This window comes from Methylobacterium sp. CM6257, assembly GCF_054611515.1.
In genome coordinates this window covers 4,435,673-4,462,515 of record NZ_CM137735.1, presented here as the reverse complement: position 1 = coordinate 4,462,515, position 26,843 = coordinate 4,435,673, and the positions used below count along the sequence as shown (strand labels likewise).

The 26,843-nt window shown below is 68.1% G+C and carries 27 protein-coding genes; 11 read left to right on the top strand and 16 right to left on the bottom strand.

What is annotated here, in order from left to right:
• Positions 1–68: 68 nt before the first annotated feature.
• Complete coding sequence (gene arsH / locus ACYCO6_RS21740; RefSeq protein ID WP_459773653.1) at positions 69–782, top strand: arsenical resistance protein ArsH; 714 nt, start codon at positions 69–71, stop codon at positions 780–782.
• 253 nt (positions 783–1,035) lie between these two features.
• On the opposite strand, the gene ACYCO6_RS21735 is transcribed toward arsH, so the two are convergent.
• From ACYCO6_RS21735 to ACYCO6_RS21675, 13 genes are all read right to left on the bottom strand, one after another.
• A complete protein-coding gene (locus ACYCO6_RS21735) occupies positions 1,036–1,203 on the bottom strand; it encodes a hypothetical protein (protein ID WP_459763189.1) in 168 nt (55 codons plus the stop codon).
• A 409-nt stretch (positions 1,204–1,612) separates the two neighbouring features.
• The gene (locus ACYCO6_RS21730) at positions 1,613–2,167 is read right to left on the bottom strand and encodes a hypothetical protein (protein WP_459763187.1); all 555 of its coding nucleotides are present in this window, start codon (positions 2,165–2,167) and stop codon (positions 1,613–1,615) included.
• Positions 2,168–2,225: 58 nt separating this feature from the next.
• Complete coding sequence (locus tag ACYCO6_RS21725) at positions 2,226–2,465, bottom strand: hypothetical protein (RefSeq protein WP_459763185.1); 240 nt, start codon at positions 2,463–2,465, stop codon at positions 2,226–2,228.
• Positions 2,466–2,528: 63 nt separating this feature from the next.
• Entirely contained in the window at positions 2,529–3,566 is a 1,038-nt protein-coding gene (locus ACYCO6_RS21720) for a formate dehydrogenase subunit gamma (protein WP_459763183.1), read from the bottom strand.
• A gap of 115 nt (positions 3,567–3,681) precedes the next feature.
• Positions 3,682–4,278, bottom strand: a complete 597-nt coding sequence (gene fdh3B, locus ACYCO6_RS21715) for a formate dehydrogenase FDH3 subunit beta (RefSeq protein WP_459763181.1) — start codon at positions 4,276–4,278, stop codon at positions 3,682–3,684.
• A gap of 16 nt (positions 4,279–4,294) precedes the next feature.
• A complete protein-coding gene (locus tag ACYCO6_RS21710) occupies positions 4,295–7,237 on the bottom strand; it encodes a formate dehydrogenase subunit alpha (RefSeq protein ID WP_459763179.1) in 2,943 nt (980 codons plus the stop codon).
• 7 nt (positions 7,238–7,244) lie between these two features.
• On the bottom strand, positions 7,245–7,487 hold the full coding sequence (locus ACYCO6_RS21705) for a formate dehydrogenase (RefSeq protein ID WP_459773651.1): 243 nt from the start codon (positions 7,485–7,487) through the stop codon (positions 7,245–7,247).
• A gap of 87 nt (positions 7,488–7,574) precedes the next feature.
• Positions 7,575–8,147, bottom strand: a complete 573-nt coding sequence (locus tag ACYCO6_RS21700) for a TorD/DmsD family molecular chaperone (RefSeq protein WP_459763177.1) — start codon at positions 8,145–8,147, stop codon at positions 7,575–7,577.
• A gap of 142 nt (positions 8,148–8,289) precedes the next feature.
• On the bottom strand, positions 8,290–9,042 hold the full coding sequence (locus tag ACYCO6_RS21695) for a DUF3306 domain-containing protein (RefSeq protein ID WP_459763175.1): 753 nt from the start codon (positions 9,040–9,042) through the stop codon (positions 8,290–8,292).
• The gene (locus ACYCO6_RS21690; RefSeq protein ID WP_459763173.1) at positions 9,039–9,542 is read right to left on the bottom strand and encodes a DUF3305 domain-containing protein; all 504 of its coding nucleotides are present in this window, start codon (positions 9,540–9,542) and stop codon (positions 9,039–9,041) included. Before ACYCO6_RS21690 ends, ACYCO6_RS21695 begins: the two co-directional genes overlap by 4 nt.
• 10 nt (positions 9,543–9,552) lie before the next feature.
• Positions 9,553–10,563 (bottom strand): DUF6352 family protein, encoded by a 1,011-nt coding sequence (locus ACYCO6_RS21685; protein WP_459763171.1) that lies wholly within the window; start codon positions 10,561–10,563, stop codon positions 9,553–9,555.
• Positions 10,564–10,567: 4 nt separating this feature from the next.
• Complete coding sequence (locus ACYCO6_RS21680) at positions 10,568–11,119, bottom strand: DUF6505 family protein (RefSeq protein WP_459763169.1); 552 nt, start codon at positions 11,117–11,119, stop codon at positions 10,568–10,570.
• Positions 11,116–11,865: a biotin/lipoate--protein ligase family protein gene (locus tag ACYCO6_RS21675; protein ID WP_459763167.1), complete on the bottom strand. Its 750-nt coding sequence runs from the start codon at positions 11,863–11,865 to the stop codon at positions 11,116–11,118. The genes ACYCO6_RS21680 and ACYCO6_RS21675 overlap by 4 nt, the downstream gene beginning before the upstream one ends.
• A gap of 192 nt (positions 11,866–12,057) precedes the next feature.
• Between ACYCO6_RS21675 and ACYCO6_RS21670 the strand changes: the two genes are divergently transcribed.
• Positions 12,058–14,043 carry a 4Fe-4S binding protein gene (locus ACYCO6_RS21670; protein WP_459763165.1) on the top strand — a complete coding sequence of 662 codons (1,986 nt, stop codon included), beginning with the start codon at positions 12,058–12,060 and terminating at the stop codon, positions 14,041–14,043.
• Positions 14,044–14,051: 8 nt separating this feature from the next.
• On the opposite strand, the gene ACYCO6_RS21665 is transcribed toward ACYCO6_RS21670, so the two are convergent.
• Complete coding sequence (locus ACYCO6_RS21665; protein ID WP_459763163.1) at positions 14,052–15,338, bottom strand: c-type cytochrome; 1,287 nt, start codon at positions 15,336–15,338, stop codon at positions 14,052–14,054.
• A 176-nt stretch (positions 15,339–15,514) separates the two neighbouring features.
• Between ACYCO6_RS21665 and ACYCO6_RS21660 the strand changes: the two genes are divergently transcribed.
• The 6 genes from ACYCO6_RS21660 to ACYCO6_RS21635 all read left to right on the top strand — a co-directional run bounded on the left by ACYCO6_RS21660 (position 15,515) and on the right by ACYCO6_RS21635 (position 22,396).
• The gene (locus ACYCO6_RS21660; protein ID WP_459763161.1) at positions 15,515–16,609 is read left to right on the top strand and encodes a molybdopterin-binding protein; all 1,095 of its coding nucleotides are present in this window, start codon (positions 15,515–15,517) and stop codon (positions 16,607–16,609) included.
• On the top strand, positions 16,597–18,594 hold the full coding sequence (locus tag ACYCO6_RS21655; RefSeq protein WP_459763159.1) for a molybdopterin biosynthesis protein: 1,998 nt from the start codon (positions 16,597–16,599) through the stop codon (positions 18,592–18,594). Before ACYCO6_RS21660 ends, ACYCO6_RS21655 begins: the two co-directional genes overlap by 13 nt.
• Positions 18,595–18,824: 230 nt before the next feature.
• Entirely contained in the window at positions 18,825–20,075 is a 1,251-nt protein-coding gene (locus ACYCO6_RS21650) for a molybdopterin molybdotransferase MoeA (protein ID WP_459763157.1), read from the top strand.
• 100 nt (positions 20,076–20,175) lie between these two features.
• Positions 20,176–20,871 (top strand): ABC transporter permease, encoded by a 696-nt coding sequence (locus ACYCO6_RS21645; RefSeq protein WP_459763155.1) that lies wholly within the window; start codon positions 20,176–20,178, stop codon positions 20,869–20,871.
• On the top strand, positions 20,868–21,578 hold the full coding sequence (locus ACYCO6_RS21640; RefSeq protein ID WP_459763153.1) for an ATP-binding cassette domain-containing protein: 711 nt from the start codon (positions 20,868–20,870) through the stop codon (positions 21,576–21,578). The genes ACYCO6_RS21645 and ACYCO6_RS21640 overlap by 4 nt, the downstream gene beginning before the upstream one ends.
• Positions 21,551–22,396 carry an ABC transporter substrate-binding protein gene (locus ACYCO6_RS21635; RefSeq protein ID WP_459763151.1) on the top strand — a complete coding sequence of 282 codons (846 nt, stop codon included), beginning with the start codon at positions 21,551–21,553 and terminating at the stop codon, positions 22,394–22,396. Before ACYCO6_RS21640 ends, ACYCO6_RS21635 begins: the two co-directional genes overlap by 28 nt.
• A 287-nt stretch (positions 22,397–22,683) precedes the next feature.
• On the opposite strand, the gene ACYCO6_RS21630 is transcribed toward ACYCO6_RS21635, so the two are convergent.
• Complete coding sequence (locus tag ACYCO6_RS21630) at positions 22,684–23,310, bottom strand: PRC-barrel domain-containing protein (RefSeq protein ID WP_459763149.1); 627 nt, start codon at positions 23,308–23,310, stop codon at positions 22,684–22,686.
• A gap of 243 nt (positions 23,311–23,553) precedes the next feature.
• On the opposite strand from ACYCO6_RS21630, the gene ACYCO6_RS21625 reads away from it, so the two are divergent.
• A complete protein-coding gene (locus tag ACYCO6_RS21625) occupies positions 23,554–23,898 on the top strand; it encodes an avidin/streptavidin family protein (protein WP_459763147.1) in 345 nt (114 codons plus the stop codon).
• Between the two features lie 53 nt (positions 23,899–23,951).
• On the opposite strand, the gene mobB is transcribed toward ACYCO6_RS21625, so the two are convergent.
• Positions 23,952–24,497 (bottom strand): molybdopterin-guanine dinucleotide biosynthesis protein B, encoded by a 546-nt coding sequence (gene mobB / locus ACYCO6_RS21620; protein ID WP_459763145.1) that lies wholly within the window; start codon positions 24,495–24,497, stop codon positions 23,952–23,954.
• A gap of 226 nt (positions 24,498–24,723) precedes the next feature.
• Between mobB and ACYCO6_RS21615 the strand changes: the two genes are divergently transcribed.
• Positions 24,724–25,047 (top strand): hypothetical protein, encoded by a 324-nt coding sequence (locus ACYCO6_RS21615; protein WP_459763143.1) that lies wholly within the window; start codon positions 24,724–24,726, stop codon positions 25,045–25,047.
• Positions 25,048–25,107: 60 nt separating this feature from the next.
• Positions 25,108–26,826, top strand: a complete 1,719-nt coding sequence (locus ACYCO6_RS21610; RefSeq protein WP_459763141.1) for an NAD(P)H-dependent oxidoreductase subunit E — start codon at positions 25,108–25,110, stop codon at positions 26,824–26,826.
• Positions 26,827–26,843: the final 17 nt, after the last annotated feature.

Sequence of the window (26,843 nt, the reverse complement as noted above, 5' to 3'; positions counted from 1 at the left end):
GCATAAGGGACAGCCGATCCGTGGACAAGCCCGAGCCGGCACTCCCCAGGCAGCCCTTCGCAGACGGGATGCCCCATCTCAGCGCGCCGCATTTCGTGGTCCCGACCGCCGCACAGCTTCAGGTCACGCGGCCCTTGGCGCATGCGCCGCGCTTTCTGCTCCTCTACGGGTCGCTGCGTCCGCGCTCGTTCAGCCGCCTCCTGGCCTACGAGGCGGCGCGCCTGCTCGAAGCCATGGGCGGCGAAGTGCGAATCTACCACGCCCACGGGTTGCCCCTGCCCGACGACACTACCGCCGATCACCCCAAGGTTCAGGAGCTGCGAGCGCTCTCGCTCTGGTCCGAGGGCCAGGTCTGGGTCTCGCCCGAGCGCCACGGCAACCTCACCGGCGTGATGAAGAGCCAGATCGACTGGCTCCCCTTGAGCGAGGGCAGCCTGCGCCCGACCCAGGGGCGTACGCTGGCGGTGATGCAGGTCTCGGGCGGGTCGCAGAGCTTCAACGCGGTGAATGCCCTGCGCCTGCTCGGCCGCTGGATGCGGATGATCACCATCCCCAATCAGTCCTCGGTGCCGATGGCCTACAGGGAGTTCGACGAGGCCGGCCGCATGAAGCCGGGGCCGCTCTACGAGCGTGTCGTGGATGTCTGCGAGGAGCTGATGAAGTTCACGCTGCTGACGCGCGAGCGGGCCGCGTACCTCGTCGACCGCTACAGCGAGCGCAAGGAGCGTGAGCCCGAGCGATTGAAGGCCGTGGCGGCCGATATCGGCTTCTCGAAACCATAGGGCCCGCGGCGGGCCACCCGCGTGCCCGAGTGCCCATCCTCCAAGCGCAGTGCGATCGCACAGACTGGGCGTTCACACCGACAGCTCGGCCCAAGTTCGGAGACCGCTAACGCTCCCGGAACGCGATTTGGGATCAGATCTTCCCGCCGGCTGTGCACCGCGTGCTATGGTCCGCGGGCGCTTGGCTCGGCAGCGGCGACACAGGATGCGTGGCGCTGTCATAAGGGCATCGAACCCGACAAGCGCCGGCAGCTTATCGGGTGATGCGCTTCGGCGAGATCGGGTCGCTGGCCGGGAAGGTCTCCTCGATCGCCTCGTCCAGCAACTGCTCCTGCCGCTGCCTCAGGTCCTCGCCGGGGCTCAGCGGCCCGGGAGCGGAATCTGCAGCCAGATCAGCGTTGAACCGGCCGCTTGTCCGCACCGTCTCATCCCGTTTCGAATCGATTCCCTGGCCGAGAGAGGATTGTCTTGGATTAGAGTTCGTCATGAGACGCCTCCTCTGGTGTTAAATCACCAACTCTTGAATAAATCGATTGTTCGAAGGCTGATCGCTCGCATCTGAATGCTCTGAACGCGGCGCTCCGTGACCGGCACAATCACAGGGCATTCGGACCCGTTAGCCCTTCGCTGCGGATCCGGGCCCCACCCGAGCTCGGCTCCGCAATCGACGCTTGGCGTCCCATGCTCACAGTTTCGAGTGGGATGCTCGGGCCTTGAGAAGAGCGGCTCGATGGGTCCTCAGGCCGCGAGGACTTGAAGATGGACCTCGTTCGAGGCGCGGGACAGGCTGATCGCCAATGCCCGAGCGATCACCCGGACATCGGCGAGCCCTACTGGGCGTAGAACTTCGGATCGAGCGCAGCGAGCGCAAGGAGCGGTGGCGGGAGAGCAACCCCGTGCAACCGCATCGTGCGCGCGGCCGCACGACAGCCGAGCTGGTCGTTGGCTGCGGCGGCCGCTTCGACCTTCGCAACGGTGGCAGGGTCAGGGGGAGGGGCTGGTGCCGGCGCGCCGGCTGCCGGCGCAACCTTCGCCGCCTTGTTCGCTTGGTCGCGCTGGGCCTTGGGCCCCGTCTGATCCGGAGACTCTGCTTTCGTTGGGCCGCTCAGGCCGGATTTCTGCTGGACGTCACCACCGCTGGAGGATGGCGTACCCTGGCTCGACCCGGAGGGGTTTGAAACGGCGGTCGACTGTTGCGGCGGGGTCACGGCCGCCTGCTTCGCCGGCTCCGGCTGCTTCACGAACGCGAGAAGCTCCTGGCAGAGATTGGCTGGCCGGCCGGTCGGGGTGGCGGTGCCGCTCTCCTGCGCGCAGGCGTTATCCGCCGCCAGCAAGGCACCTACCAAGCCGATCGCCGTGGCGCACGTGGTCAGTCGCCGCTTCATCGGATGAGCTCCTCCAGAAACCTCAGTCTCGCCGCGGCTGGTGCTCGCATTCCAAGCCTCAGGAGCGCTTCGGCTGCGAGGCAGCGCCCTCGGCCTTTCCATGCGGCTCGCCGGCGAATTCGTCGGGAGACGGGTCGCCGTTCCAACGGGGACCGACAAGGTTGGTGCCCGGCTCGGAGACCCGCGCACCTGAGGTCGCGAATGCCTGATAGGCAAACTTTTGGTTGCTTGTGAGCGCCAACATGGCCGCAACTCCTAAGAGAACGGCGGCAATGACGGCGGCAATGAAGGCTTTCATCTTCGTGGTTCCCGTTAGGAGCCCAGAGCGCTTGCTGCCACGCCGGGAGGCCGACCCGGCCCGTCATTCGGCGGGTGCCGCGCGTGGCCCGATCTGCGGGCCACCCGCATTGCGGGCTTGCTCCTGCTCGACCCAAAGGTCGTGATGCGCGCGTGCCCAGGCAAGATCGACTTGGCCGCTGCCCATCGCGTCGTAGGCGCCCTTCATCCCGAGCGTGCCGATGTAGATGTGGGCCAGGATACCGGCGATGAAAATGATACCGATGAGGGAATGGATCACTTGCGTGATCTGCATCCCGTTGACGTCGAAGAGCGCGAACGGAAAGAGCATCATCAGCCCGGTCGCTCCCATCGCGGCGCCGAAGCCTGCCACCATCCAGAACACGCCCTTCTGGCCCGCGTTGAAGCGGCCCGCATGCGGGTGTTTGCTGCCTACGAAGCCGCCCCCTGCTTTGAGCCATTCCCAGTCGATCCGGTTCGGGATGTTGTCCCGGATCCAGACGACGAACATGAAGGCGACGCCCAGCATGAAGGGCCATGCGAGGTAGACGTGGCTGTACTTCGCGTACTGGGCGAGCGCACCGAAGGCATCCGGCCCGATCAAGGGCATCAACAGCCGTTTGCCGAAGATGTAGTTCAGGCCAGACAGGGACAGGATGATGAAACACACCGCCGTCATCCAGTGCGTGAACCGCTCGAAAGCGTTGAATCGGAGGATCTTCTTGCCGGATTCCTGGCTGTGATCCGTGATGATCCGGCCGCGCCACAGGAAGAAGAGCGCCAGCGCTGCGAGCATCCCGAGGATAACGAGCGCCCCGATCCAGGGCAGCCACCCCTCGCGGAACATCTGATACTCGCGGCCCTGGGGCTGGATCAGGTTGGCGGCCTTGCTGTCCGGAATGCTGATGCGCCCGCTGATCTTGGGGGCCTGCCGGAACAGGAGTTCCTCATTGATCGAGTCCGCCGTGGGATTGGCGCCCATCGGGTTCTGGCCGTTGGCCTGGATGGGGTTCTGCGCGTGTGCACCCCCGTAGGCACCCGGTGCCGTCCAAAGCGTCGTCGCCAAGACGAGCGTGCTGAGAAGCGTCAATGGCCGCCGCATTGGCGTTCCTTTCAGGTCGGTCGAGAGGAACGCAGACGCCACTGCGCTCCAGTCCTTGGTCCTTCGCACTTCCCAGCAGAGACGGCTCCCGCCTCGGCCGGGAAGTGCCATCGAATCAGATCGCGATCGTCTCTCGGTACGCCGTCTTCCAACCCCAGGCCCCCGAGCCATACCCCCGCTTCACCACCCGCTGCTTGTAGATCTCGGCGATCATCTCGCCGTCGCCTGCCAGCAATGCCTTGGTCGAGCACATCTCGGCGCAGAGGGGCAGCTTGCCCTCCGCCAGCCGGTTCGAGCCGTATTTTTCGTACTCGGCGGTCGAGAGATCAGGCTCGGGGCCGCCCGAGCAGTAGGTGCATTTGTCCATCTTTCCTCGGGACCCGAAGTTCCCGACGCGCGGGTACTGCGGCGCACCGAACGGACAGGCATAGAAGCAGTAGCCGCAGCCGATGCAGATGTCCTTGGAGTGCAACACCACCGCGTCGGCGGTGGTGTAGAAACAATTCACCGGGCATACGGCCGCGCACGGCGCGTCGGTGCAATGCATGCACGCCATCGAGACCGAGCGCTCGCCAGGCTTGCCGTCGTTCAGGGTAACCACCCGCCGCCGGTTGATGCCCCACGGCACCTCATGCTCGTTTTTGCACGCAGTGACGCAGGCGTTGCACTCGATGCAACGATCCGCGTCGCAGAGAAACTTCATGCGCGCCATGATCAGGTCGCTCCTCTCAGGCCGCTCGGATCTGACACAGTGTGGCTTTCGTCTCCTGCATGCCCGTGACAGGATCGAAGCCGTAGGTCGTGACGGTGTTCACGCTCTCGCCGAGCACCACCGGGTCAGTGCCCTTCGGGTAGTAGTCGCGCATGTCCTTGCCTTCGTACCAACCGGAGAAGTGGAAGGGCATGAACGCCACGCCCTTCCCCACACGATCGGTGACAAGCGCCTTCACCTTCGTCTTGGAGTTGTTTTCCGCTCCCGTCACCCAGACCCATTGACCATCCTTGATGCCGCGCTCCGCCGCGTCACCGGTGTTGATCTCGACGAACATGTCCTGCTGCAGCTCGGCGAGCCACGGGTTGGAGCGGGTCTCCTCGCCGCCGCCCTCGTACTCGACGAGACGGCCCGAGGTGAGGATGATCGGGAAGTCTTTGGCGACGTTACGCTCGACCGCGGATTTCTGCACCGAAAACCCGATGTTGGGCATGCGGAACTGACGCTCATCGGGCCGCGTCGGGTACTTGGCGACGAGGTCCGGCCGCGGCGAGTAGATCGGCTCGCGGTGGACCGGCACCGGATCGGGCAGGTTCCAGGCATTCGCCCGGGCCTTGCCGTTGCCGAACGGCGAGACGCCGTGCTCGAGACACACGCGCTGGATGCCGCCCGAGAGGTCGGTCGCCCAACTCACGGTGTCGGGTTTGTCGCCGCCGATCTTCAGGATCGTCGCGAGCTCGTCGGCGGTCAGATCCTTGTCCCACCCGAGCTTCTTGAACACGCCGAGGGTGAATTCCGGATATCCGTCGGTCAGGTCCGAGCCTTGCGAGAAGGAATCCTCGGCCAGCAGCGTCTCGCCGTTGCGTTCGGTGCCGAAGCGCGCCCGGAACGTGCCGCCCCCCTCCTTCACGTGCAGCGCCGTGTTGTAGAGGATGGCCGAGCCCGGATGACGGATCTCGGGCTTGCCCCAGCAGGGCCAGGGCAGGCCGTAATAATCCCCGCCGACCTCCGGATCGTCCTTCGGCGCCCGCAGGGTGACGAGGTCGAATTTCTGCTGGTTGCGCATATGCGCCTTCAGGCGCTCGGGCGACTGCCCGCAATAGCCGGTCGACCAGCCGCCGCGGTTGATCTCCCGCAGAATGTCCTCAGCCAGGGGTATGTTGTTCTCGACTTTGATATTCTTGAACAGCGCCTCGGCGAAGCCGAGCTTTTTCGAAAGCAGGTAAAGGAACTCGTAGTCGTTCTTGGACTCGAAGGCGGGCTTCACGATCTGCTCGCCCCATTGCAGGGAGCGGTTCGAAGCCGTGCGGCACCCGTCCATCTCCAACGAGGTGCAGATCGGCAGCAGGTAGGTGTTGTCCTGCCGCGCATCGAGCGCCGCGAACGTCGTCGGATGCGGGTCCGCGACGACCAGCAGGTCGAGCTTGTTCAGGCCTTCCAGAGCTTCGGGCAGGCGCGTGACGGTGTTGCCGCCGTGTCCGGAGATCATCATCGCCCGTGTGGGGCTTCGCTGATCGATCTGGTCCGGCGGGAGGTTCACGGAATCGAACCAGCGGGTCGAGGTGATGCCCGGCGTCTCCATGTTCTCCTTGCGGGAACGCGCCTTGCGACCGGCGACCGCGGGGACTTCGTCGAAGCGCGACTGCAGCCACGCGTAATCCACCTCCCAGACGCGGGCCCAGTGCCGCCAGCCGCCCTCGACCAGGCCGTAGTAGAGCGGCAGCGTCGTCACATCGAGGCCGAGATCGGTCGCCCCCTGCACGTTCGTGTGCCCGCGGAAGATGTTGGCGCCCGTGCCCGGCTTGCCGACATTGCCCGTGGCCAAGCACAGAATGCAGAGCGCGCGCACATTGGCGGTGCCGACCGTGTGCTGCGTGTTGCCCATGCACCAGATCATGGTGGCGGGCTTCTCCTTGGCGAACTTCTCCGCCACGCGGCGGAGCTGCTCGCCCGGCACGCCGGTAACGCGCTCGACTTCCTCGGGCGTCCACTTGGCGACTTCCTTGCGGACGTCGTCCATCGCGTAGACGCGCTGGCGGATGAACTCCTTATCCTCCCAGCCATTCTGAAAGATGTGCCAGAGGAGGCCCCAGGCGACCGGAATGTCCGTCCCGGACCGAATGCGCACGTATTCGGTGGCGTGCGCCGCCGTGCGGGTGAAACGGGGATCGATGACGATCAGGTTGGCTCGGTTGATCTCCTTGCCGGACAGCACGTGCTGCATCGAGATCGGATGCGCCTCGGCGGGATTGCCGCCCATGATGATCATGGTCTTGGCGTTGCGGATGTCGTTGTACGAGTTGGTCTGGGCGCCATAGCCCCAGGTATTCGCAACGCCCGCCACGGTGGTCGAGTGGCAGATACGTGCCTGATGGTCGACGTTGTTGGTGCCCCAGAAGGCTCCGAATTTCCGCAACAGGTACGCGGCCTCGTTCGTGTACTTGGCCGAACCGAGCCAATAGACGGAGTCGGAACCCCACTTCTCGCGGATGTCCAACAGCTTGTTGCCGATCTCGTCGATCGCCTGATCCCAGGAGATCCGCTGCCATTGCCCGCCGACGAGCTTCATCGGATACTTCAGTCGGCGATCCGACGAGACCAGTTCGCGAATTGCTGCGCCCTTGGCGCAGTGTGTGCCGCGGTTGATGGGGCTCGCCCAGGACGGTTCCTGGCCGACCCACACGCCGTTCACGACTTCGGCGGTCACCGTGCAGCCGACCGAACAATGCGTGCAGATATTCTTCTTGATGACCGTGCCCGGCCCTACGGCCGAGGAGCCGGCGGCCTCGGCCTTGCGGACGGCGCCGAGCTGGATCGAGCCCGCGGCGGCGAGCGCGCCGGCCGTGAGCCCGGACTTGCGCAGGAACGCGCGTCGATCCAGCACTCCGGCCGCGAGACCCGCGGCGACCGCCTGATGCTTGCTGCGGCTGGCTTCGCCGCTCTTGCGCTTCGTCAGCATGGCAGCCTCACTTCGTCCCGGGCGCGGGATCGGGATTTTTCAGGAGCGTCTCGTAGCCGTTGGTGCGGTAGTACGCCTTCACGTGATCGCTCAGGCGGTATCGGCTGCGCGTCTCGTCCTGGCCCGGATCGTAGGCCTGGGCCTCCGTCGCACCCATCGGCGACGCAACCGCTGCGGCCGCCGCCACGGTACTTCCGCCGAGCGCCCGAAAGAACTGGCGACGACCGAGTGTCTTCGGATCCTGTCGCATCATCCATCTCCCCAGCGACACCAGCTTGATAGGAAACTTAACATCACGCATTTCGGTCACGCTCCGGCCACGGGGGCCGCATCCGCGTCACGCATCCATCGCGAAGGCTGCCGCCTCCACCTCCATGAAGGTGCGCCCGAGGCCGCCGACCGTCCGGTAGAAGCGGGCATTCTGCGCCTGCTCGAGATCTGCGAAGAAGCGGTCGGCCCAGGGAACGAGGTGTCGGCCGAAGAAGCGCGCCTGCGCGCCGAGCTCCGCCTCGAACCGCCCAGCGGCCAGCCCGGCCATGACCTCTAAGAGGAATGCAAGGTGGTCCTCCGGCTCGCTCATCGCCTCGACCCGCGAGAGACCAAGTGCCGCGAGATCCTCTCGGACCAACGCGAGCGGGCGCTCGTTGAGGAAGCCGGTGAGATAGTAGGAGGCGTAGGGGAGAAGCTCTCCCCTGCCCACACCAATGAAGAGCGAGAAGAACTCGCGCTCGACCTCCGCGCCCGTCGCCTCTGCCGCCGCGCGGCTCAGGTCCGCGACATGCTGGCCGAGGATCCCTTCGCCGCCCGAGAGGCCGGCGAGCGTATTGAGCAATTCCTGGCTGGGCGAGCGTCCGAGCAGGACGGCTAAAAGATCGTAGTGCCGCGCGCGCAGCCCATCGACGTCGTCCACGTGGCGGCCGCCACGCGACGCCTCCGGTTCCGCAGGTCTTGACGTCGACGACACCGGAATACTCTACGCGCCCGAGATCATGCCGATCCCGCTCTCTGGAACGATAATAAGGAGGGGTCTTAATCCCCGCAATCCGAATCTCCTAGCCCGTGGAGGGGACAGCCCCGCCGTGACGGCGCAAGCGCGGCCGCGGATCCGTCGGCTCTCCCCGGACAGCACGCGCGGCCTCGAGTCCGGGCCCGGGTTCGGCGGCCGATGCCGCTTGCCGGGTCGGTACCGTTTCGCCCGCGACGGGGAGGGCCGGTACGTGGTCCTGCAGATCGGCCGAGGGCAGGGCGGGATCGGTCGTCCGGGGTGGCTCCGGCGCCAGGCTTGGCGCCCGCGGGTCCTCGGGCTCACCGTCGCGCGCCTCTCCCGACGCAGCCTCCGCTCTGGAAGCGCCGCCCAGGAGCCGCCCGAGCATCGCCTTGACGTCGTCGCTGGGCAGAAGCGGGCCCAGCCCGGGCACGCTGCCCGGTGTGTTCCAGTCGTAGGCGTATTCCCGCGCCTCGCTGACGAAGTCGCGGATGGCCGGATCGAGGGACCACATGCGGCGCAGGGCCGCGTTACGCAAAGCCGTCGGAACGCCAGCCTGCAGGAACTGCGCGAGATCGCTCTCCGGGGTCAGTGCGTCGACGGACGGGAGATCCAGCGCCGGACCGTCGGCCCACCCGGGTTCCGGCGGCCCCGCCTCGGGTCCAGCCTGCGGTTCGATGTGGGCCGCCTCGATCGCAGGCGCATCCGGCGCCGGGACGGACGCGTCGTCGGGGACGGCCGGCGCGTCGCGGTCCGCCAAGGCGGCGGCGCGCACGGCGAGCTTGCGCCGCGTCCACCGCGCGAGAAACCCCTCGCTCATGCGCCTCCCTCCCGAGCGTTCCGCGCGCGACGGGCCAGCGCCTCGGGATCGGCGCGGTCGCGCTTGCGCTTCTCGAATTTGCGCTCCACGTGGAAGGCCTCGAAGAAGGCCAGGAGCTTGACCTGCACCTCGGGCGGCATCGGCACCGGCTCGACGATCTCGCCGACCCCTTCGGCCATGGACTCACCCTCATACGGGTCGGCCGTGACGCACGCGACCTCGTAGGTCTCTTCTGCCGTGTTGCGCAGTGCCACCCACAGGGACGGACGACCGGAGACGAGATTGTCGCGGTAGTGCCCGGTCTCACCCGGGTGCAGCGAGACCTCGTACGAGCCGGCATAGAAGGTCGCCTCGTCCTCGGTCTCGGAGAGCTTCGTCCAGGGCGAAGCGACCGCCGCCGCCGGCAAGGCCCCGATCGGGAGCCAGGCATGGCTCGCCCAGGGGCCGTTCAGGCGCCGCCGCGCGACGATGATGCCGACCTCGAAACGATGCTCAGGCATAGTGGACACCTCAGGCGGCCTCCCGGTCATCGGACAGGGGCAATCCGACAACGAGATTGTGCGGCTTGAGCTGCAAGCTTCTATCCGGCGCCGCGGCCAGCAGAAGGTAGACGGGGCGCTCACCCACGTTCGGCAGAACCTGTGCCGGGTCGTCGAAGGTGAGGCTGAACACTGCGAGCACGCGCTCGCGTGTTCCGGTGTCGAGCGTGTCACCGCGCCAGAGCGCGTTGCCGATGCGCGTACCCTCCTGGTCGAGCCCGACGAACCAGCGCCAGTCGGGGTCTTCCAGTCGGTCAAGCGGCGTTACGTTTACCGCGACGTTCAGCAGGTGGCTCACGAAGGCTTCGATCACCCGGGCCAATCCGGCGCGGCTGCGGGGATCGGAGCCGAGATTGAGCGCCATCGTGAACGCGTCCGACCGGCTCCAGTAAGTCCAGGCATTCTCCGCCGTGAGCACGTCCAACTCGCTCACCGCCTCTTTGCCCAGCATCGTCAGCAGCGGCGAGAGAGGCGCGCTCCCCTCGCGCGCGGCGATCACCTCAGCATCAGCCAGGAGCAGGGCGCCCTCGTGGAAGCTCACGCGCTGGGGGCGGAAGAACAGCTCGGCCGCGCGCAGGATGAAAGGGTCCTCGCAACCGTCGAGGGCATTGCGCAGGATCAGATGCACGAGCTGGTTCAGGAAGAGGGACGGCACCCCCTGAAGGTCGCCGCGCACGAGCGACAGATATCCGGCCTCGATAGAGCGCGACGCGAGAAGGCGATCGCGGAAGGCGAGGATCACCCCCCAGTTCTCCCGTGCGTCGGCGTCGGCGATGGCGGCGACCTCTGCGGGCTCCACAGGCCGCCGGGGCGCAGCCATCAGGGTCGCGTGGAGGGCGACCTCGGACGCGCAGGCATCCTCCGGGGGCACGAGTTCAGGCCGCGCGAGATACGCCAGGATCAGCTCGTCCGTGACCATGAGGCCGCCGCCGGCCGTGCGCTGCGTGAGGTGATGGCCACTTGAGACCCAGAACTCGATCATCCGCTTAGCGTCCTGCCGTCGTATCACGCAGAAGACCGACGAGATCGGCCTGTTCCTCCGGCCAGTCCTCGTCGGCCTCGACGAAGTGGAAGGCGCGTCCGTGCAGCCGGTCGACACCAGGACGCTGGTGCAGCGTACGAAACTCCTCCCGAATTGCCCCGTCCTTCTCAATGCGGTGCATCGCGACGACGCTGCCGACCGGCAGGTCGCAGAGGGAGGCGGCGACATCGAGTTCCTCGCTGGCGGCCGCGCGGGCGGCGTCCCGATCGGGAGCACCGAAGCGCTCGTGAATGTGGCGGGCGAGATCCTCTACGGCCTGCACGCGCTCCTCTACGCTTGCCTCGCTCACCACGACCAGGGTCGAGAAGCCGAGCGAGCGTACGCCGACGAACCCTGAGCGGAAGGCCGTCAGGGCCTTGGCCGTCAGTCGCGATGGATCTGCGTCGAGGAACAGGAAGGTTCCGGTCACAGCCCATTCCCCGGGTTCGGCGGCCTTCGCAAAGACGAAGGTGTCGGAGGGATCCAGTCGCAAGGTTCTGGGCAGCTTGAGCGTCACAGCCGTACCCCGCCGGTCTTCCGATCGTGCCAGCTCGGCTCCTCCAAGGCTGTGCGCAACGGGAGACCTTCCGAACGCCCGTCCGGCCAGGTCAGCCGTCCATCGCCAGAGGCCTCGATCGCGGCCCGCACACCGGACCCCAGGGGCAGGTGGGCCAGATAGAGTGCGGCGAGATGATCGAACCCGTCCTCGCGCCAGATCTCGAAGCTCTTGGTCAGGTGACGCGCGAAGCTCTCGACCAGAGGCGTGCGGAGGTTCGTGCCGAACCCTTCCTCCTCCAGGGCGGTGGAGTCCGGCGTGTGCCCCGGGTCGCCCGCCGCCAATTTCGAGGCGATCAGCATCCCCGAGAAGACGAGCCAGTCCGGCTCCTCGTCCTCGGGGCACTCCTCAGGCCAACCGAGGCGCCCGCCTCCGAGGCGCGCGCCATTGAACAACAGGGTCCCGGGCCACCCAAACGTGACCGGGATCTCCGGCGGTCCGAAGGCGCCGACGGCGTTCGCCAGCGCGACCATCCCGGCAAAGACAGCGCGTCGCGCCGTGACGAGCGGCTCGGCCGGAGCGAGCACCACTGCGAGGTCGATCAGGTCGTCGCGCCGAGTCAGGACGAGCGTTGCTGTCTCGGCCTCAGCCGAAGCGGCGAGCCGGCAGGCTTCCGAATGGGCGTCGGACGGCGGCTCCGTTGCGCGCTCGCTGAAGCCAGGGGGCAGGACCAGCCGCGGCGGGCCGGCATCGACAAGGACGGTCATGGAGCGGCTTTTGCGACGGGCCGGTGCGAATCCGGGAGCGGGCGGCCACCTGCGCCCGCATGCCGGATCGTTGTTTCGAAGGGTTCGAGTATAAGGGACCGGCCCCGTCGCGCGAAGGGGCCATACGTCCGAAGCTACACGGGTCCGATCTTGTCCGACCGCCTCGTACTTGCCTGCTCCTGCGAGAGGACGATGTCCCTCGATACCGCCGTCATGGGCGGTGCCTGCGGCGGCGAGCTCCGCACCGCCGACCAGCTCTGCGGCCGCGAACTCGACCGCTTCCGGGCAGCCTTGGCGACCGGGCGACCCGTCACCGTGTCCTGCACCCTCCAGGCGCCGCTCTTCGACGAGGTGGCCGAGGAAGAAGAAGCGGAGGACCGGGTCGCCTACGCCAAGATCCGGGAAACCGCCGGCTGGTCGTCCGAAGCCGCGGCTGCCGGAGCGAAGATGGCCGCCCTGCTCGCCGCGGCGGCGGAGCCGCTGCCCGACGCCGCGACCGTTTCCTTGGGAAGCCGCGGCGTGGCCTTGATCTACGGGCGGGACGAGGTGGCGGTCGAAGCCGGCCGGCGGCTCGCTGAGCATCTCGACATCACGGTCCTGCTGACACGGCCCCGCGAGATCGCGCCGCCCCACCGCAACGCCTTTCCGGTCCTGCAGGGCACGGTTCGGAGCGCGCAGGGGCACCTCGGTGCGTTCGAGCTCCGCATCGATGACTATGCCCTGCCAGCTCCATCCTCGCGCACGCACCTCGTCTTCGGGGCGCCTCGGAACGGGGCCGTGTCGACTTGCGATCTGGTCATCGACCTCTCTGGCGGCACGCCGATGTTTCCGGCACACGCGCTGCGGAGCGGCTATCTGCGCGCGGATCCGGCGGATCCCGCGGCCGTCGAGCGGGCGCTGGCGGAAGCCTCCCATCTCGTCGGCGAGTTCGACAAGCCGCGCTTCATCGATTTTCACGGCGAACTCTGTGCGCACGCGCGCTCCCGCATCACGGGCTGCACGCGCTGCTTGGACGTCTGCCCGACCGGCGCGATCGCGCCCGGCGGCGACACCGTGCACATCGACCCTCATGTCTGCGCGGGCTGCGGCAGTTGTGCCGCGGTTTGCCCCACGGGGGCGGCGGCTTACGCACTGCCGACCTCCGACGCGCTGATGCGCCGGCTGCGCAGCCTGATGCGGGCCTACCGGTTGGCGGGCGGGCAGAACGCGATCGTCCTGTTCCATGACGGCGACCACGGCGAGCCGCTCATCGATGCGCTGGGCCGCTACGGCGATGGCCTTCCCGCGCACGTCCTCCCGGTGCAGGTCAACGAGGTGACTCAGATCGGACCGGAGGTCATCGCCGCCCTGTTCGCCTACGGCGCTGCGGGCATCAGGGTTCTGGTGCGGGCCCGAGCCAAGCACGATCTCGCCCCACTGTACGGCACACTGACCCTCGGGGACACGCTGGCTCAGGCGCTGGGCTACGGCCCGGAAGCCGGCGGGAGCGTGGTGGCGACCATCGAGACCGACGACCCGGACGTGCTCGGCGGCGCCCTCAGACGGGCCACTCTGGGACGCTCTGCCACGATCCCGGCCGGACTTCTGTTTCTGGGAAACAAGCGCGAGGTGCTGCGCCACGCCTTCCGGTCCATGCACAGCGCCGCACCCGTTCCCGTGAATCGGATCCCGCTCGCGGCCGGGGCTCCTTTCGGCGGGCTCGATTTCCGAACCGCGGACTGCACCCTGTGCCTTGCATGCGTGAGCGCCTGCCCGACCCACGCCCTCACCGACAGTGCCGAGCGGCCGCTTCTCGCCTTCGAGGAGAGCCTGTGCGTGCAGTGCGGCCTGTGCGCCGCGACTTGCCCCGAGGACGTGATCGACCTCCGCCCGCAGATCGATTTCGAGGCGTGGGCCGCCCCCCGTCGCATCGTCAAGGAGGAAGAACCCTTCTGCTGCACACAATGCGCCAAGCCCTTCGGCACGCGCTCCACGATCGAGCGCATCATCGAGCGGCTGCGCGAGCGGCACTGGATGTTCAGCGGCGCCGGCGGCGAGGAGCGCATCCGCGCGCTGACGATGTGCGAGGATTGTCGCGTCGAGGTCGCGCTGAATCAGGGCTTCGATCCGCACGCGGCGCCGGAGCGCGACAAGCCCCGTACGACCGAGGATTACCTGCGCGAACGTGCCGGCGGCTGACGGGCGCGTCAGCGGGACCCGGTCGCTTGTTCGAGGAATCGGATCAGTGCCTCGCGGTCGGCGGGGCTGCCGATCGTCTGCTCGGGCATCTTCGTCCCGGGCGTGTAGCGGGCAGGCCCGACCTCGAAGAGGCGTGAAACGGTCTCGGGCGTCCAGACGAGGTCCATCCGCTTCAGCGGCTCCGAGTACCGGTAACCGGGTACGCTGGCGATCCGGCGGCCGAACAGGCCGGCGAGCGTCGGCCCGGCCCGCTCCCCCTCGCCGGGCGTCAAGGTGTGACAGGCAACGCACGCCCCGAACACCTCCGCGCCGCGGCCGCCATAGCGAGCCGTGAGGGAGTCCGTCGGTCGCTGCACGACGAGCGCACCGATCGGTTCGCCGCTCTTCGCGTTCCAGCGCCGGACGAGGCGATCGCCGCCGCCCGTGACCAGTTCGGCGCCGTCCGGACGCCAAGCGAGCGACCAGACGGGAAGACCCGGCCCAACGAGGCGCACCAGGATCCGGGCCGTCGGTCGCTCGACCACCGCGACGGTGCCGCCGGTCGTGGCCGCGGCCACCCTGGCCCCGTCCGGGGACAGGGCCAGGGCGATCACCGGGTTCGGGCCGAGCTCGGCGACGGCGCGGACGGTTCCATCAACCCGGATGAATCGCAGCACGGCATCGGCCCCAGCCACCGCGATCTCGCCGTCAGGAGCGACCGCGATGGCGTTGAGGTTCGCCGATACGGTCGCCAAGACCGTGGGTGTGCCCGTCTTCGTCCAGATGCGCACCGCTCCATCAGTCCCCGCCGTGACGGGCTCACCGCCCGGCAGGAAGGCCACCGCGTTCACGTTGCCCCGGTGCGCGTCGAGCACGCGGACCTCTTCTCCGGAGAGCGGCCAGATCCGTGCCGTGCCGTCCCAGGAGGCGGAGGCCAGCGAAAGGCCGTCTGGCGACACGGCGAGCGCGACGATCGGGCCCGTATGGCCTTCCAGAACCCTTTCCGGCTCCGCTCGCCCCAGTCGCCAGAGGGCGATCCGCCCATCCTCGGAGGCCGTGGCGAAGCGTCCGTCCGGGAGCGCGGCGACCGCGTTCACCGCGCCATCGTGGTAGCGCAGCACCCCGAGCGCGGCGCCGGTGTCGATGGCCCAAACGATGGCCGATTGGTCGAAGCTGCCCGAAATCGCGAGGCCGCCGTCTCCCGTCAGGGCGAGCGCCCGCACCGGGCCGCCGTGGCCCCGCATCTGCGCGCGGGCCGGAGCGGCGCAGAACAGCAGGAGGGTGATCAGGCTCAGGATCCGCGCAACGCTGGTCATCGTGGCTCGGCTCTCAAGGGGCCGCCCCACCATACTCGGGTGTCGGCCAGGATGTCGCGGTGCCGCGGAAGCGATCGATCATTCACCGGGCGCGGGCTCCGGCCCGTGAGGCGGGACCGGGGTAGCACACCGGCTGAATCTTGATCATCAACACGGGATGACGCATCGCTCCGGCGATGATCCGAACCGCCTCCGCGGCTTTGCTGCCGCTCCGGGACGCGCTGACCCTGCTGTGTGGGGAAGTCGAGCCCGTCACATCTTGCCGCTTAGCCCTCTCGGCGGCGCGGGGCCGGATCTCCGCCGAGGCGATCGTGGCGCCTCGCGCCGTTCCGGACCGCTTTACGGCCCTGCGTGACGGTTTCGCCGTCGATGCCGCCTCCGTCGGCGGCGCATCGCCCTACGCGCCGGTCCCGCTCGCGCCTTCGCCCCCTTGGGTCGAAGCCGGCGAGAGCCTGCCCACCGGCACCGACGCGGTGCTCCCGCCCGAAGGTTTCGAGGGTGGCGCTGTGATGGCGGATGTCGCCGTGCGGGAAGGCGTGCGCGCCCCGGGTGAGGAGATCGATGCGGGCGAAATCCTGATCACGGCCGGCACGCGTATCGGGTCGCTCCAACTCCTCGGGCTTGCGGCCATCGGTCTGGAGACCGTCGAGGTGCGGCTGCCGCGGCTCCGCGTGATATCGACCGGTGCGCCGGTCCTGAATCCTCTGGCGTCCCTGCTCGTCCGGCTGATCGAGGATCATGGCGGCAGAGCCGAGAGTGTCGCGACCGGCCACGAGGCAGAGGCAATCGCCGAGGCCATCCGTGTCGACGTTTCCGATGCGGTCATCGTGCTCGGCGGCAGCGGTTTCGGCCGCACCGATCACAGCGCGGAGGCCCTCGGCCACGGTGGAAAGGTGCGAGCGCACGGGATAGCCCTGCGGCCCGGTGAGACCGCCGCAATCGGCAGCGCGCGGAGCCGTCCGGCGCTGCTCCTGCCGGGCCGTCCGGAGGCGGCACTTGCGGCCTTTCTGGCGCTCGGCCGGCCGCTCCTGGCTCGGCTGACAGGCGCGTGCGAGGCCCCCCCGCGATTCGCAAAGCTGCTGCGCAAAATCGTTTCTCCGATCGGCCTCACGGAGGTGGTCTTCGTGCGCAGCCGGCCAGACGGCGTCGAGCCGCTCGGCGGATCCGAGCTCCCGCTGCGCCGCTTGATCGAAGCAGATGGGGTCGTGATGGTCGCGCCGGAGCGCGAGGGCTATCCGGCGGGCGAAGAGATCGAGGTTTGGCGGCTGTGAGTCCGGATTCGAACTCGGAAGCCCAGACAGCCTTTCACGAGAGGCTCGCTGCGGCATCGCGCCAGGAGCAATTCCTCACGGTGATGAGCCGTGAGGATGCGCTCGCGTCTTTCCGGGCAGCGGTCCCGCATACCGCGCTGCCGGCTGAGACGGTGCCCCTGTCCGATGCACTCGGCCGGGTGCTTGCCCGCGACATCGCTTCGCCCCGTGACGTACCGCCCTTCGATCGTGCTCTCGTGGACGGTTTCGCGCTGCGCGCGGCCGATACCGAGGGGGCCTCGCCGGCGAGCCCGAGACGCCTCACGCTCAACCGAGAGATCTTGGCCTGCGGCGTGGCGCCAGTCCTGGCGGTGCAGCCCGGCTCGGCAACGCCCATCGCCACGGGCGGCGTGATCCCGCGCGGGGCGGACGCGGTGGTCATGGTCGAGCAGACGGAATTCGACGCGGAAGCCCTCACCGTCGAGGTGGCGGCTGCTGCCCGGCCCGGCCAGTTCGTGGGATATGCCGGCTCGGATATGGCCGCTGGTGAGACGGTGCTGCGCAAGGGGCTGCGGATCACAGCCCGTGAGATCGGGATGCTGGCTGCCTGCGGCCTGGCCGCGGTGGCGGTGGTGCGGCGCCCGCGCGTGGCGGTCCTCTCCACAGGCGACGAGCTGGTCGCCCCCGGCGAGCCACTACCTCCGGGCTCGATCTACGACTCGAACGGTGAGATCGTCGCAGCCGCGGTTGCCGAGAACGGCGGCGAACCGGTGCGGCTCGGGATCGTACGCGACGACGCAGCGCTCCTGGAAACGACCCTCTATGGCGCCCTGCGCGACCACGACCTCGTCGTGCTCTCGGGGGGCACATCCAAAGGGGCCGGCGATGTCTCACATCGCGTCCTCTCCCGTCTGGGCGAGCCTGGCATCCTCGTCCACGGCGTAGCGCTAAAGCCCGGCAAACCCCTTTGCCTGGCCATGGCGGAAGGCAAGCCGATCGTCGTGCTTCCCGGCTTTCCAACCTCTGCGATGTTCACGTTCCACGAGTTCGTCGTGCCTCTGATACGGGCGCACGCCGGATTGCCGCCCCGTGAGGAGGAAACGATCGCGGCGCACCTCACGCAACGCGTATCCTCGGAACTCGGCCGGACCGAGTTCGTGATGACCTCCCTCGCTCGCGGACCGGAGGGGACGATCGCCCTGCCGCTTCCGAAGGGCTCCGGTTCGGTCACCGCCTTCTCCCAGGCCGACGGTTTCTTCGCAGTGCCGGCCGAGCGCTCGGGCGCTGAGCCGGGGGAAAGCGTCTCAGTCGTTCGGCTCGGCGCGGGCATCGAGGCCCCGGATCTCACGATCGTCGGGAGCCACTGCGTCGGCCTCGACCGCATGATCGGCCTGCTGGCGGATAGAGGGTTCCGCGCACGGACCATCTGGGTCGGCTCGGCCGGGGGCCTCGCGGCGCTGCGTCGCGGCGAGTGCGACCTCGCCGCCATGCACCTCTTCGATCCCGTAACGGGCCGCTACAACGCGCCGTTCCTCGAGCCCGGCATGACTTTGGTCCCGGGCTGGCGGCGTCTCCAGGGCGTCGTGTTCCGTCGCGCCGATCCGCGCTTCACGGGTCGCGGGCCAACCGACGCGGTAGCGGCTGCCGTAGCTGACCCGGAGGCCGTGATGGTCAACCGCAACGCGGGTTCGGGCACGCGCCTGCTCATCGACGGGCTGCTGAAGGGCGCCAGGCCGGCGGGTTTCTGGAACCAGCCACGCTCGCACAATGCGGTCGCCGCCGCCGTGGCGCAGGGACGGGCGGATTGGGGCGTGGCGATATCGAGCGTCGCGGAGTCCTACGACCTCGGTTTCCTTCCCTTGACGGAAGAGAACTACGACTTGGTCCACCGAGGCGCCGCGGAGGAAGTCCCGGCACTCGCCGCTTTCTTGACGGTCCTCAGAGAGGAAGAGGCTATGCAGGCGCTGCGGGCGCTCGGGTTCGCGCCAGCGGAACGCCCGCGGTGAGCGGGCCGCATCTCACGGCTTCGCCGCCTGATACAGGCCGGCAGCAGGGTGCTGCCCGACTTGCCACATCGCCCGACGTCGTCCCCGAGCACCAAGCGCAGCCGGAACCTCGGGCTGCTATTGGGGCTCGACGATACGGCAGGTATCGCCAATATCGTGGTGACCCGGGCGAAGGTGCTGGACAGGGTACTGGCCCGGTAAAAGCCAGTGAGCCGAGAGAGTTGTAGGCGGTGGCACAGCTGACCGACGATTGCTTCGCCTTCGGGGGCAAGCTCATGCGGATCGAGGAGGCGGTCGCCCTCATCGCCGAACGCATGCCAATCCTCGCCGATGTAGAGACCGTGCCGCTTGATCGCGCCGATGGACGCATCTGCGCTCATGATGTCCTGGCGAAGAACGATCTGCCGCTGTTCGCCAATTCGGCGGTTGATGGTTACGCGGTGCGCCACGCTGATCTCGCGCGTGATGGCGGGACCACCCTGCCACTGGGCGGGCGCCTCGCAGCCGGCGCGGAGCCGGGTCCCGAGGAGATCGCGGGTGCCGTACGGATCTTCACCGGCGCGCCGATGCCGAAGGGGGCCGACACGGTCTTCATGCAGGAGGATGTCCGCGCCGATGGCGGCCGTGTGTACCTTCCGCCGAATTTGAGGCTGGGCGCCAACATGCGACCGGCGGGCGAGGACTTGCCGCGCGGCGGTTTGGCAATTCCCGCGGGGCGCCGCTTGCGTCCGCAGGACCTCGCTCTCGCGGCGGCCACGGGACACGCGGCGATCGCGGTGCGCCGCCGCCTCCGTGTCGCGCTGTTCTCCACGGGTGACGAACTGGCCGAGCCCGGCGCAGCATTGCGACCCGGCCAGGTGTACGACTCGAATCGCGCCCTGCTCGCGGCCCTCCTGAAGCGCCTCGGGGTCGAGGTCGATGACCTCGGGATCCTCCGCGATGACCCCGTGGCCCTGAAGGCCCGGCTGGACGCGGCCAGCGGCGGCCATGATCTGATCTTGACCTCCGGCGGCGTCTCGACCGGAGAAGAGGATCACGTGAAGGGGGCGGTCGAGGCGCTGGGGCGGCTGGTGGTCTGGCGGCTTGCGATCAAGCCGGGGCGGCCGATCGCCATCGGCCTGATCGGGGACAAGCTGTTCGTCGGGCTGCCGGGCAACCCAGTCGCCGCCTATGTGACGCTGCTCTTCGTGTTGCGACCGCTTCTCGCCAGGCTCGGAGGGGGCTCGACCGAAGCTCCGGTATCATGGCCCGTGCGTGCCGCCTTCGACTATCGAAAGAAGCCCGGTCGGCGGGAATATGTACGGGTGTGCCTCGCGCGCGGCATCGACGGTGTTCCCGAGGCTCGCAAGTTTCCCCGGGAAGGGGCGGGCGTGCTCACCTCCCTGACGGAGAGCGACGGCCTCGTCGAACTTCCCGACGACGCGACAACGGTCGCCGCAGGAGATATGCTCGCCTACTATCCGCACGCGCTCCTCTGGTAGGCGTGGTGGGTCCATGCCGCCGAATCCGAGCTTCGAGGCCGGATTCATCGGTTGACCTCGCCACCCGCCTCGTCCCATTCCGGAGGACCGGCCCGGGCGCATGATGCAGACGCTTCAGGAAATTCTGTCCCGCCTGTGCAGCCTGGATCGTGACGTGCTGGCGATCGCTTGGTTGTCGCTGCGCGTCAGCCTCACCGCGGTCGGCATCGGTCTCGTGCTCGGCATTCCCTTGGGTGCCCTCGTGGCCGTCGCCCGCTTCCCGGGACGCGGCGCCGCGGTGGGCCTGCTGAACGCCTTCATGGGGCTGCCGCCGGTGATCGTCGGCCTCGCGCTCTACCTCATCTTCTCCCGCTCCGGCCCGCTCGGACCGCTCGGCCTGCTGTTCACCCCCGGCGCGATGATCGCCGCGCAGGCGACGCTCGCGACCCCGCTCGTTGCCGCCCTCACGCAGCAGGTCGTCGCCGACGCTCGGGTGCATCTCGGGGAGCAGCTGCGCTCCCTCGGGCTCTCCGCACCCCGTCAGGCCGGGGCGATGATCTACGACGTGCGTTTTTCCCTGGTGACGGCAGCGCTGGCCGCCTTCGGCCGGGCGATCTCGGAGATCGGTGCGGTCCTCGTCGTCGGCGGCAACATCGACGGATATACCCGCACGATGACGACGGCGATCTCGCTGGAAACCCAGAAGGGCGATCTCAGCCTCGCGCTGGCGCTCGGTTTGGTGCTGATCGGCCTCGTTCTGATGGTGAACATCGCCGTTGCGCTGCTCCGCCGGCACGCCGCGCGGGCCTATGGATGAGCGCTGTGCCGGCGATCCGCCTCGAAGAGGTATGTCTGTCCCTCGACGGGCGAACCGTGCTCGACCATCTCTGCATGAAGGTCGCTCCGGGCAGCGTCACGGCCGTCATCGGTCCGAACGGCGCCGGCAAGAGTGTGACCCTCCGGGTGATCGACGGGCTCCTGCGGCCCGACGGCGGAACGGTTCAGGTCGGCGCCCGCCGTCGCGCTTTCGTGTTCCAGCGCCCCGCCCTGATCCGCGCGACCGCGGCCGCGAACGTCGCGCTGGCTCTCCCAGGCCTGCCCCGCGCCGCGCGCGCCGCCCGGGTGCAGGAGGCGCTCGCCCGCGTTCGTCTCTCGGAGCGCGCACGCGATGCCGCGACGCGGTTCTCTGGCGGCGAGCAGCAGCGGCTGGCGCTGGCCCGCGCCTGGGCGGTTGAACCCGACTTGCTTCTCCTCGACGAGCCGACCGCGAACCTCGACCCCACCTCGACCGAGATCGTCGAGGGATTGGTGACCGCAATGGCACGGACCGGGACCACGGTGGTGCTCGTCTCCCACAATCTCGGGCAGGTGGCGCGCCTCGCCGACACGGTGATCGTGCTGGCCTCCGGCCGCGCCGTCGAGCATGGTTCATCCCACCAGATCTTGTTCTCGCCCCGCACGTCCGAGGCGCGGGCCTACCTCGCTGGGGAGTTGCCGTGGACCCCTTTCGTCGTCGCTTCCTGACCCTCGGGCTCGCCGCGCTCCTGGGCACGATCGGCCTCATCTCGTCGGCTTGCGCAGAACCGACCTCGATCGTCGTCGCCTCGACGACGTCAACCGAGCAGTCCGGCCTGTTCAAGCATATCCTCCCGCTCTTTCGGGAGAAGTCCGGCATCGACGTGAAAGTCGTCGCTCTGGGCACGGGCCAGGCCCTCGACGCAGCGCGCCGCGGCGATGCTGACGTGGTGCTGGTCCACGACCGACCGGCCGAGGAGAAATTCCTCGCCGAGGGCTTCGCGAAGACACGGTACGACGTGATGTACAACGATTTCGTGTTGATCGGCCCGGCCTCCGATCCAGCCGGCGTGCGCGGCCTGGGCGTACGCGAGGCGTTCGCCAAGCTTGCAGCCAGCAAGGCGGCGTTCGTGTCGCGCGGCGACCGCTCGGGAACTCATAGCGCTGAGCTGCGCAGCTGGAAGGAGGCGGGCGTCGATCTCGCGGCGGTGCGTGGCGCATGGTACCGGGATGTCGGCCAGGGGATGGGTCCCGCCCTCAACACGGCCTCGGCCCTCGGCGCCTACATCCTTGCCGACCGGGGAACGTGGCTCGCGTTCAAGAATCGCGCCGACCTGGTCATCTTGGTTCAGGGTGACCCGAGCCTGTTCAATCCCTACGGCGTGATGCTGGTGAACCCCGACAAGTACCCGAGCGTGAAGGCCAAGGAGGGGCAGGCCTTCATCGACTGGCTCATATCACCTGAGGGGCAGCAGGCGATCGCGAGCTATAAGGTGGGCGGTGAGCAATTGTTCTTCCCGAACGCCGGCGCGCAGGGAACGCGCTGAACCCGGCCTCAGCGGGGTGGAGGGCCGGATTGGCGGCGACGCGCAATGTACCAGAGGGCCAGGACCACCGCGGCCACAAGCAGGCTCAGCCAGACCCAGTTGAAGTCCGTTGCCGCGGACGTGGCCGCTCCCGAACTGGATTGTGAGGGGCCCGATTCCGAGATCGGAGGCGCTGGATTGGTCTGCTGAGCCAGCGCGCCCTGGAGGCTCACAGCCCATATCAGGCCACTGAGGACGGCGCTTCTCATGGGGATCCTCCGGGTGAGACGTGAGCGCTAGAGGCGGGACTACTCGGTGCGGAAGGCCGGCGCCGCTTCCAGTTGCGCCCGGGTGAGACGGACTTCGGCACGCCATGGCTTGTCGCCCGCGAGGACCGTCGCGGGCGTGCTGCTGGGCCGCTGCGCCTCCACCGAGCCGGTCGCGTCGGTCACGCGACCGCTATGCTGGTTCTGAACCGCGCCGAGCACCTCGCGGGTGGTCTGCGCACCCGGCATCGTTTCCGGCCCCGTCTGCGCAGCCGCCTGCGGACTGGGCGCGGTCTCGGGTGTCGTGATCGAACTCGGCCCTCCTGTCAGCGGCACGTCGCTGAAATTCCAGGCGAGTTGGTCGAAGGGAAGCGCCACGGCTTTCCCGCCCATGCCGAGAAAGCCGCCGACTCCGATGATCACGGCCCGGACTTGCCCGCTCCCGTCGACCAACACGTCCTCGATCTTGCCGACCCCCACGTGATCCATTCCGATCACCGGAACCCCGATCATCTCGGAGGCGCGGATCGTTCCGGGCTCGGGTCCTTCGATGAATCGCGCCGCGAGTGCCTCGGACTGCGCCGGTTGCGATGCCGCCGCTCCAGGCAGCGCGGCGGCAGTGACCAGAAGGACGCTCAGCATCGTGGCTTTGAGCAGGGCACCGCGCATTCCAGGCTCTCCAAACTCAAGCCAAAACACATGAAACGAGAACGACGGATCGAGCCCTCGGGTTCATCGAAGGCGTGGGCCGCGATCCGGCACCATGGCCACCCGAGCAGAGGATCCTTGAGGGTCTCCGCCGTGACCGGCGCCCGGATCGGGTATTTTGAGCTGACAACCGCGTTATAGCCGTGCATAAATATCGCTCTTCGCGCGGCGAAGCGCCCGCAAGGCTGAAAGTCTGACGCATCGATGTTTGAGGGCTTGTGGCGCAGCGCGACAGGCGCCGAGATCCGCCTCCTGCAGTGTGGCGACGCCGTGTCAGGCACCTACACTGTTCAGCCGACCGAGCGGGACATACCATCAAGCTGCCGCATGCTCGTCGGAGCGGTCAAGGGCGACAGCATCGGCTTCGTGACGAGCTCCGCCTCATCACGGTCCATCAAGAGCTGGACAGGTCACCTCTTCCAGACAGACTCGGCGGGCGTCCCGGAACTGCATGCCGTGTGTCACACAGCCGACTGGTCGGTGCAGCGGCCCGATCTCCTCCGTACGGTGACCCTGAAGACGATTGTGTTCAGAAAGGCTGCTTCATGACCGGCGCGGGCCACCCCACGCGATCATTCCGCCAGCAGAAGCAGACCGACCACCTAAGTCATCACCCGGGCCTCTAAATCCCGCAGCACGATCTCGATGGGCCTGGCGATGTCACGCATGAGCACAGCCACGGCTTCAGCATCGTTCAGATCGACCACCGGGACATCGGCGTTCTCGAAGGGAACGTCACTGGCCACTGCGACGATCAGCGGATCATGGGGGTGCAGCGGCGGCCGGCCATTCGCAATGCGATAGACCTCGACCTTAGGGATGGCCTCGCGCTTGAAGCCCTCGACGATGACAAGGTCACAGGGACTGATCCGTTCGAGCAGCTGGGCCAGAGTCGCTTCCGGCTCCTCCCCCAACTCATGGACGATCGCCCAGCGTCGACCCGACGACACCAGAACCTCGCTCGCACCGGCCTTGCGGTGCTCGTAGGAGTCCTTGCCCGGCCTGTCAGTGTCGAAGTCGTGATGGGCGTGCTTGAGCGTTGCGACCTTCAAGCCGCGGGCGACGAGCGCCGGGATCACACGGATCAGCAAGGTCGTCTTGCCCGATCCGCTCCACCCGGCAAGACCGATCACGCGCATGCCGGACATCGCTTCGCAGCCTTCACCATCACCGGTCAGTGCCTCGCCCTGCGGACACGGGCAAGACCGAAACGTGCATGCGGCCAGCGCCCCTCCGTCGCCGCGCCGATTTGAACCCTCAACAAAAGCAATATACCAACGCGGCTATAACGGCTGTATAATGCATGCCGAAGCGAACGCCACGCCACAGACCCGAACGGGCCGTCATGCAGGACAGATGGAAGAGCGAGCAGGTATGAGCAGGGATGCCACGAAGGCGGCCTCCCCGGCCGCCGACGCCGTCGTGCTGGCCTACGCTGCCGAAGCGAAATCGCCTCTCACCCAGGAGTTGACCGCGCGCCTGCGCGCAGTTCTGGCCGAGGCTCTTCACGACCCGGCCGAAGCAGGCGCTGAGTCCACGCCGTTGGATCGTCTGAACGCCGCGCTCGATGGATTCGAGGCCGATCTCCGATCGGTCGTCGGGCCGCGCGTTGCGACGCTGGATGAGGCCACGGGCGCGGTCACGATGGTGCACCGTTCCGAGGCCGGCAAGCCGCTGCGGGCCTTCGGCGGCCAGTAGGCGCGCTCGCGACCGCAAACACCCTTTCGTCCGTCGACCAAGCTGGAAAACAGATCGCGTATGAGTGAGGCACCAGGGACTATCAGGAACTTCGCGCATCCCGGCCGCGGGCGGAACAAGGCCCGCCCGGTACCGAAGGGGCGCCAGGTCGAGCCGCAGGCGAAGGTCGAGATCGAGGAACTCCTCGGTTCACGCTCGCGTCAGCGGGACCTGTTGATCGAGCATCTCCATCTCATCCAGGACACCTACGGCCAGATCAGCGCCGAGCACTTGGCCGCTCTGGCCGACGAGATGGGGTTGGCCTTCGCCGAGGTGTTCGAGACCGCGACCTTCTATGCCCATTTCGACGTCGTGAAGGAGGGCGACGCTGCCGTCCCGCGGCTCACCGTGCGCGTCTGCGACAGCCTCACATGCGCGATGTTCGGCGCCGAGGACCTGCTGGAGACGCTGCGGCGGGAGCTCGCCTCCGACGCGGTGCGCGTCGTGCGTGCACCCTGCGTGGGCCTGTGCGATCACGCCCCCGCCGTCGAGGTCGGGCACAATTTCCTGCACAAGGCCGACGTTGCGTCGGTGACCTCCGCGGTCGAGGCCGGTGACACCCACGCCCACATCCCCGCCTACACCGACTACGACGCCTACCGGGCGGATGGCGGCTATGCCACGCTCGAGCGCATCCGGCGCGGGGCGCTCCCGGTCGAGGACGTCCTCTCGGTGCTCGACGACGGCGGGTTGCGGGGCCTGGGGGGTGCGGGCTTTCCGACGGGGCGCAAGTGGCGGTCCGTGCGCGGCGAGCCGGGGCCGCGCCTGATGGCGGTCAACGGCGACGAGGGCGAGCCCGGCACCTTCAAGGACCAGCTCTACCTCAACACCGATCCGCACCGCTTCCTGGAAGGCACGCTGATCGGCGCCCACGTGGTCGAAGCCTCGGACGTATACATCTACCTGCGCGACGAGTACCCGATCGCCCGCGAGATCCTGACGCGCGAGATCGCCAAGCTTCCCGCGGGCGGGCCCCGCATCCATCTCCGCCGCGGCGCCGGCGCCTACATCTGCGGCGAGGAATCCTCGCTGATCGAGTCCCTGGAAGGCAAGCGCGGGCTGCCGCGGCACAAGCCGCCATTCCCCTTCCAAGTCGGCCTGTTCAACCGCCCGACGCTCATCAACAATGTCGAGACGCTCTTCTGGGTCCGCGACCTGATCGAGCGGGGGGCCGCTTGGTGGAAGAGCCACGGCCGCAACGGCCGCGTCGGCCTGCGCTCGTACTCGGTCTCGGGGCGCGTGAAGGAGCCGGGCGTGAAGCTGGCGCCGGCCGGTCTCACCATCCAGGAGCTGATCGACGAGTATTGCGGCGGCATGGCCGAGGGGCACGCGCTCGCGGCCTACCTGCCGGGCGGCGCCTCCGGCGGCATCCTGCCGGCGTCGATGAACGACATCCCGCTCGATTTCGGGACCCTCGAGAAGTACGGCTGCTTCATCGGCTCCGCGGCCGTCGTGGTGCTGTCCGATCAGGACGACGTGCGCGGCGCGGCATTGAACCTGATGCGGTTCTTCGAGGACGAGTCCTGCGGGCAATGCACGCCGTGCCGGTCCGGCACGCAGAAGGCGCGCATGCTGATGGAAAGCGGTGTGTGGGACACGGAGCTGCTCGAGGAGCTGGCGCAGTGCATGCGCGACGCCTCAATCTGCGGCCTCGGGCAAGCGGCCTCAAATCCCGTCAGCAGCGTGATTAAGTATTTTCCCGACCTCTTCCCGGGTCCTCAAGCGGTGGCTGCCGAATGACCGTCGCGACCCCCCAT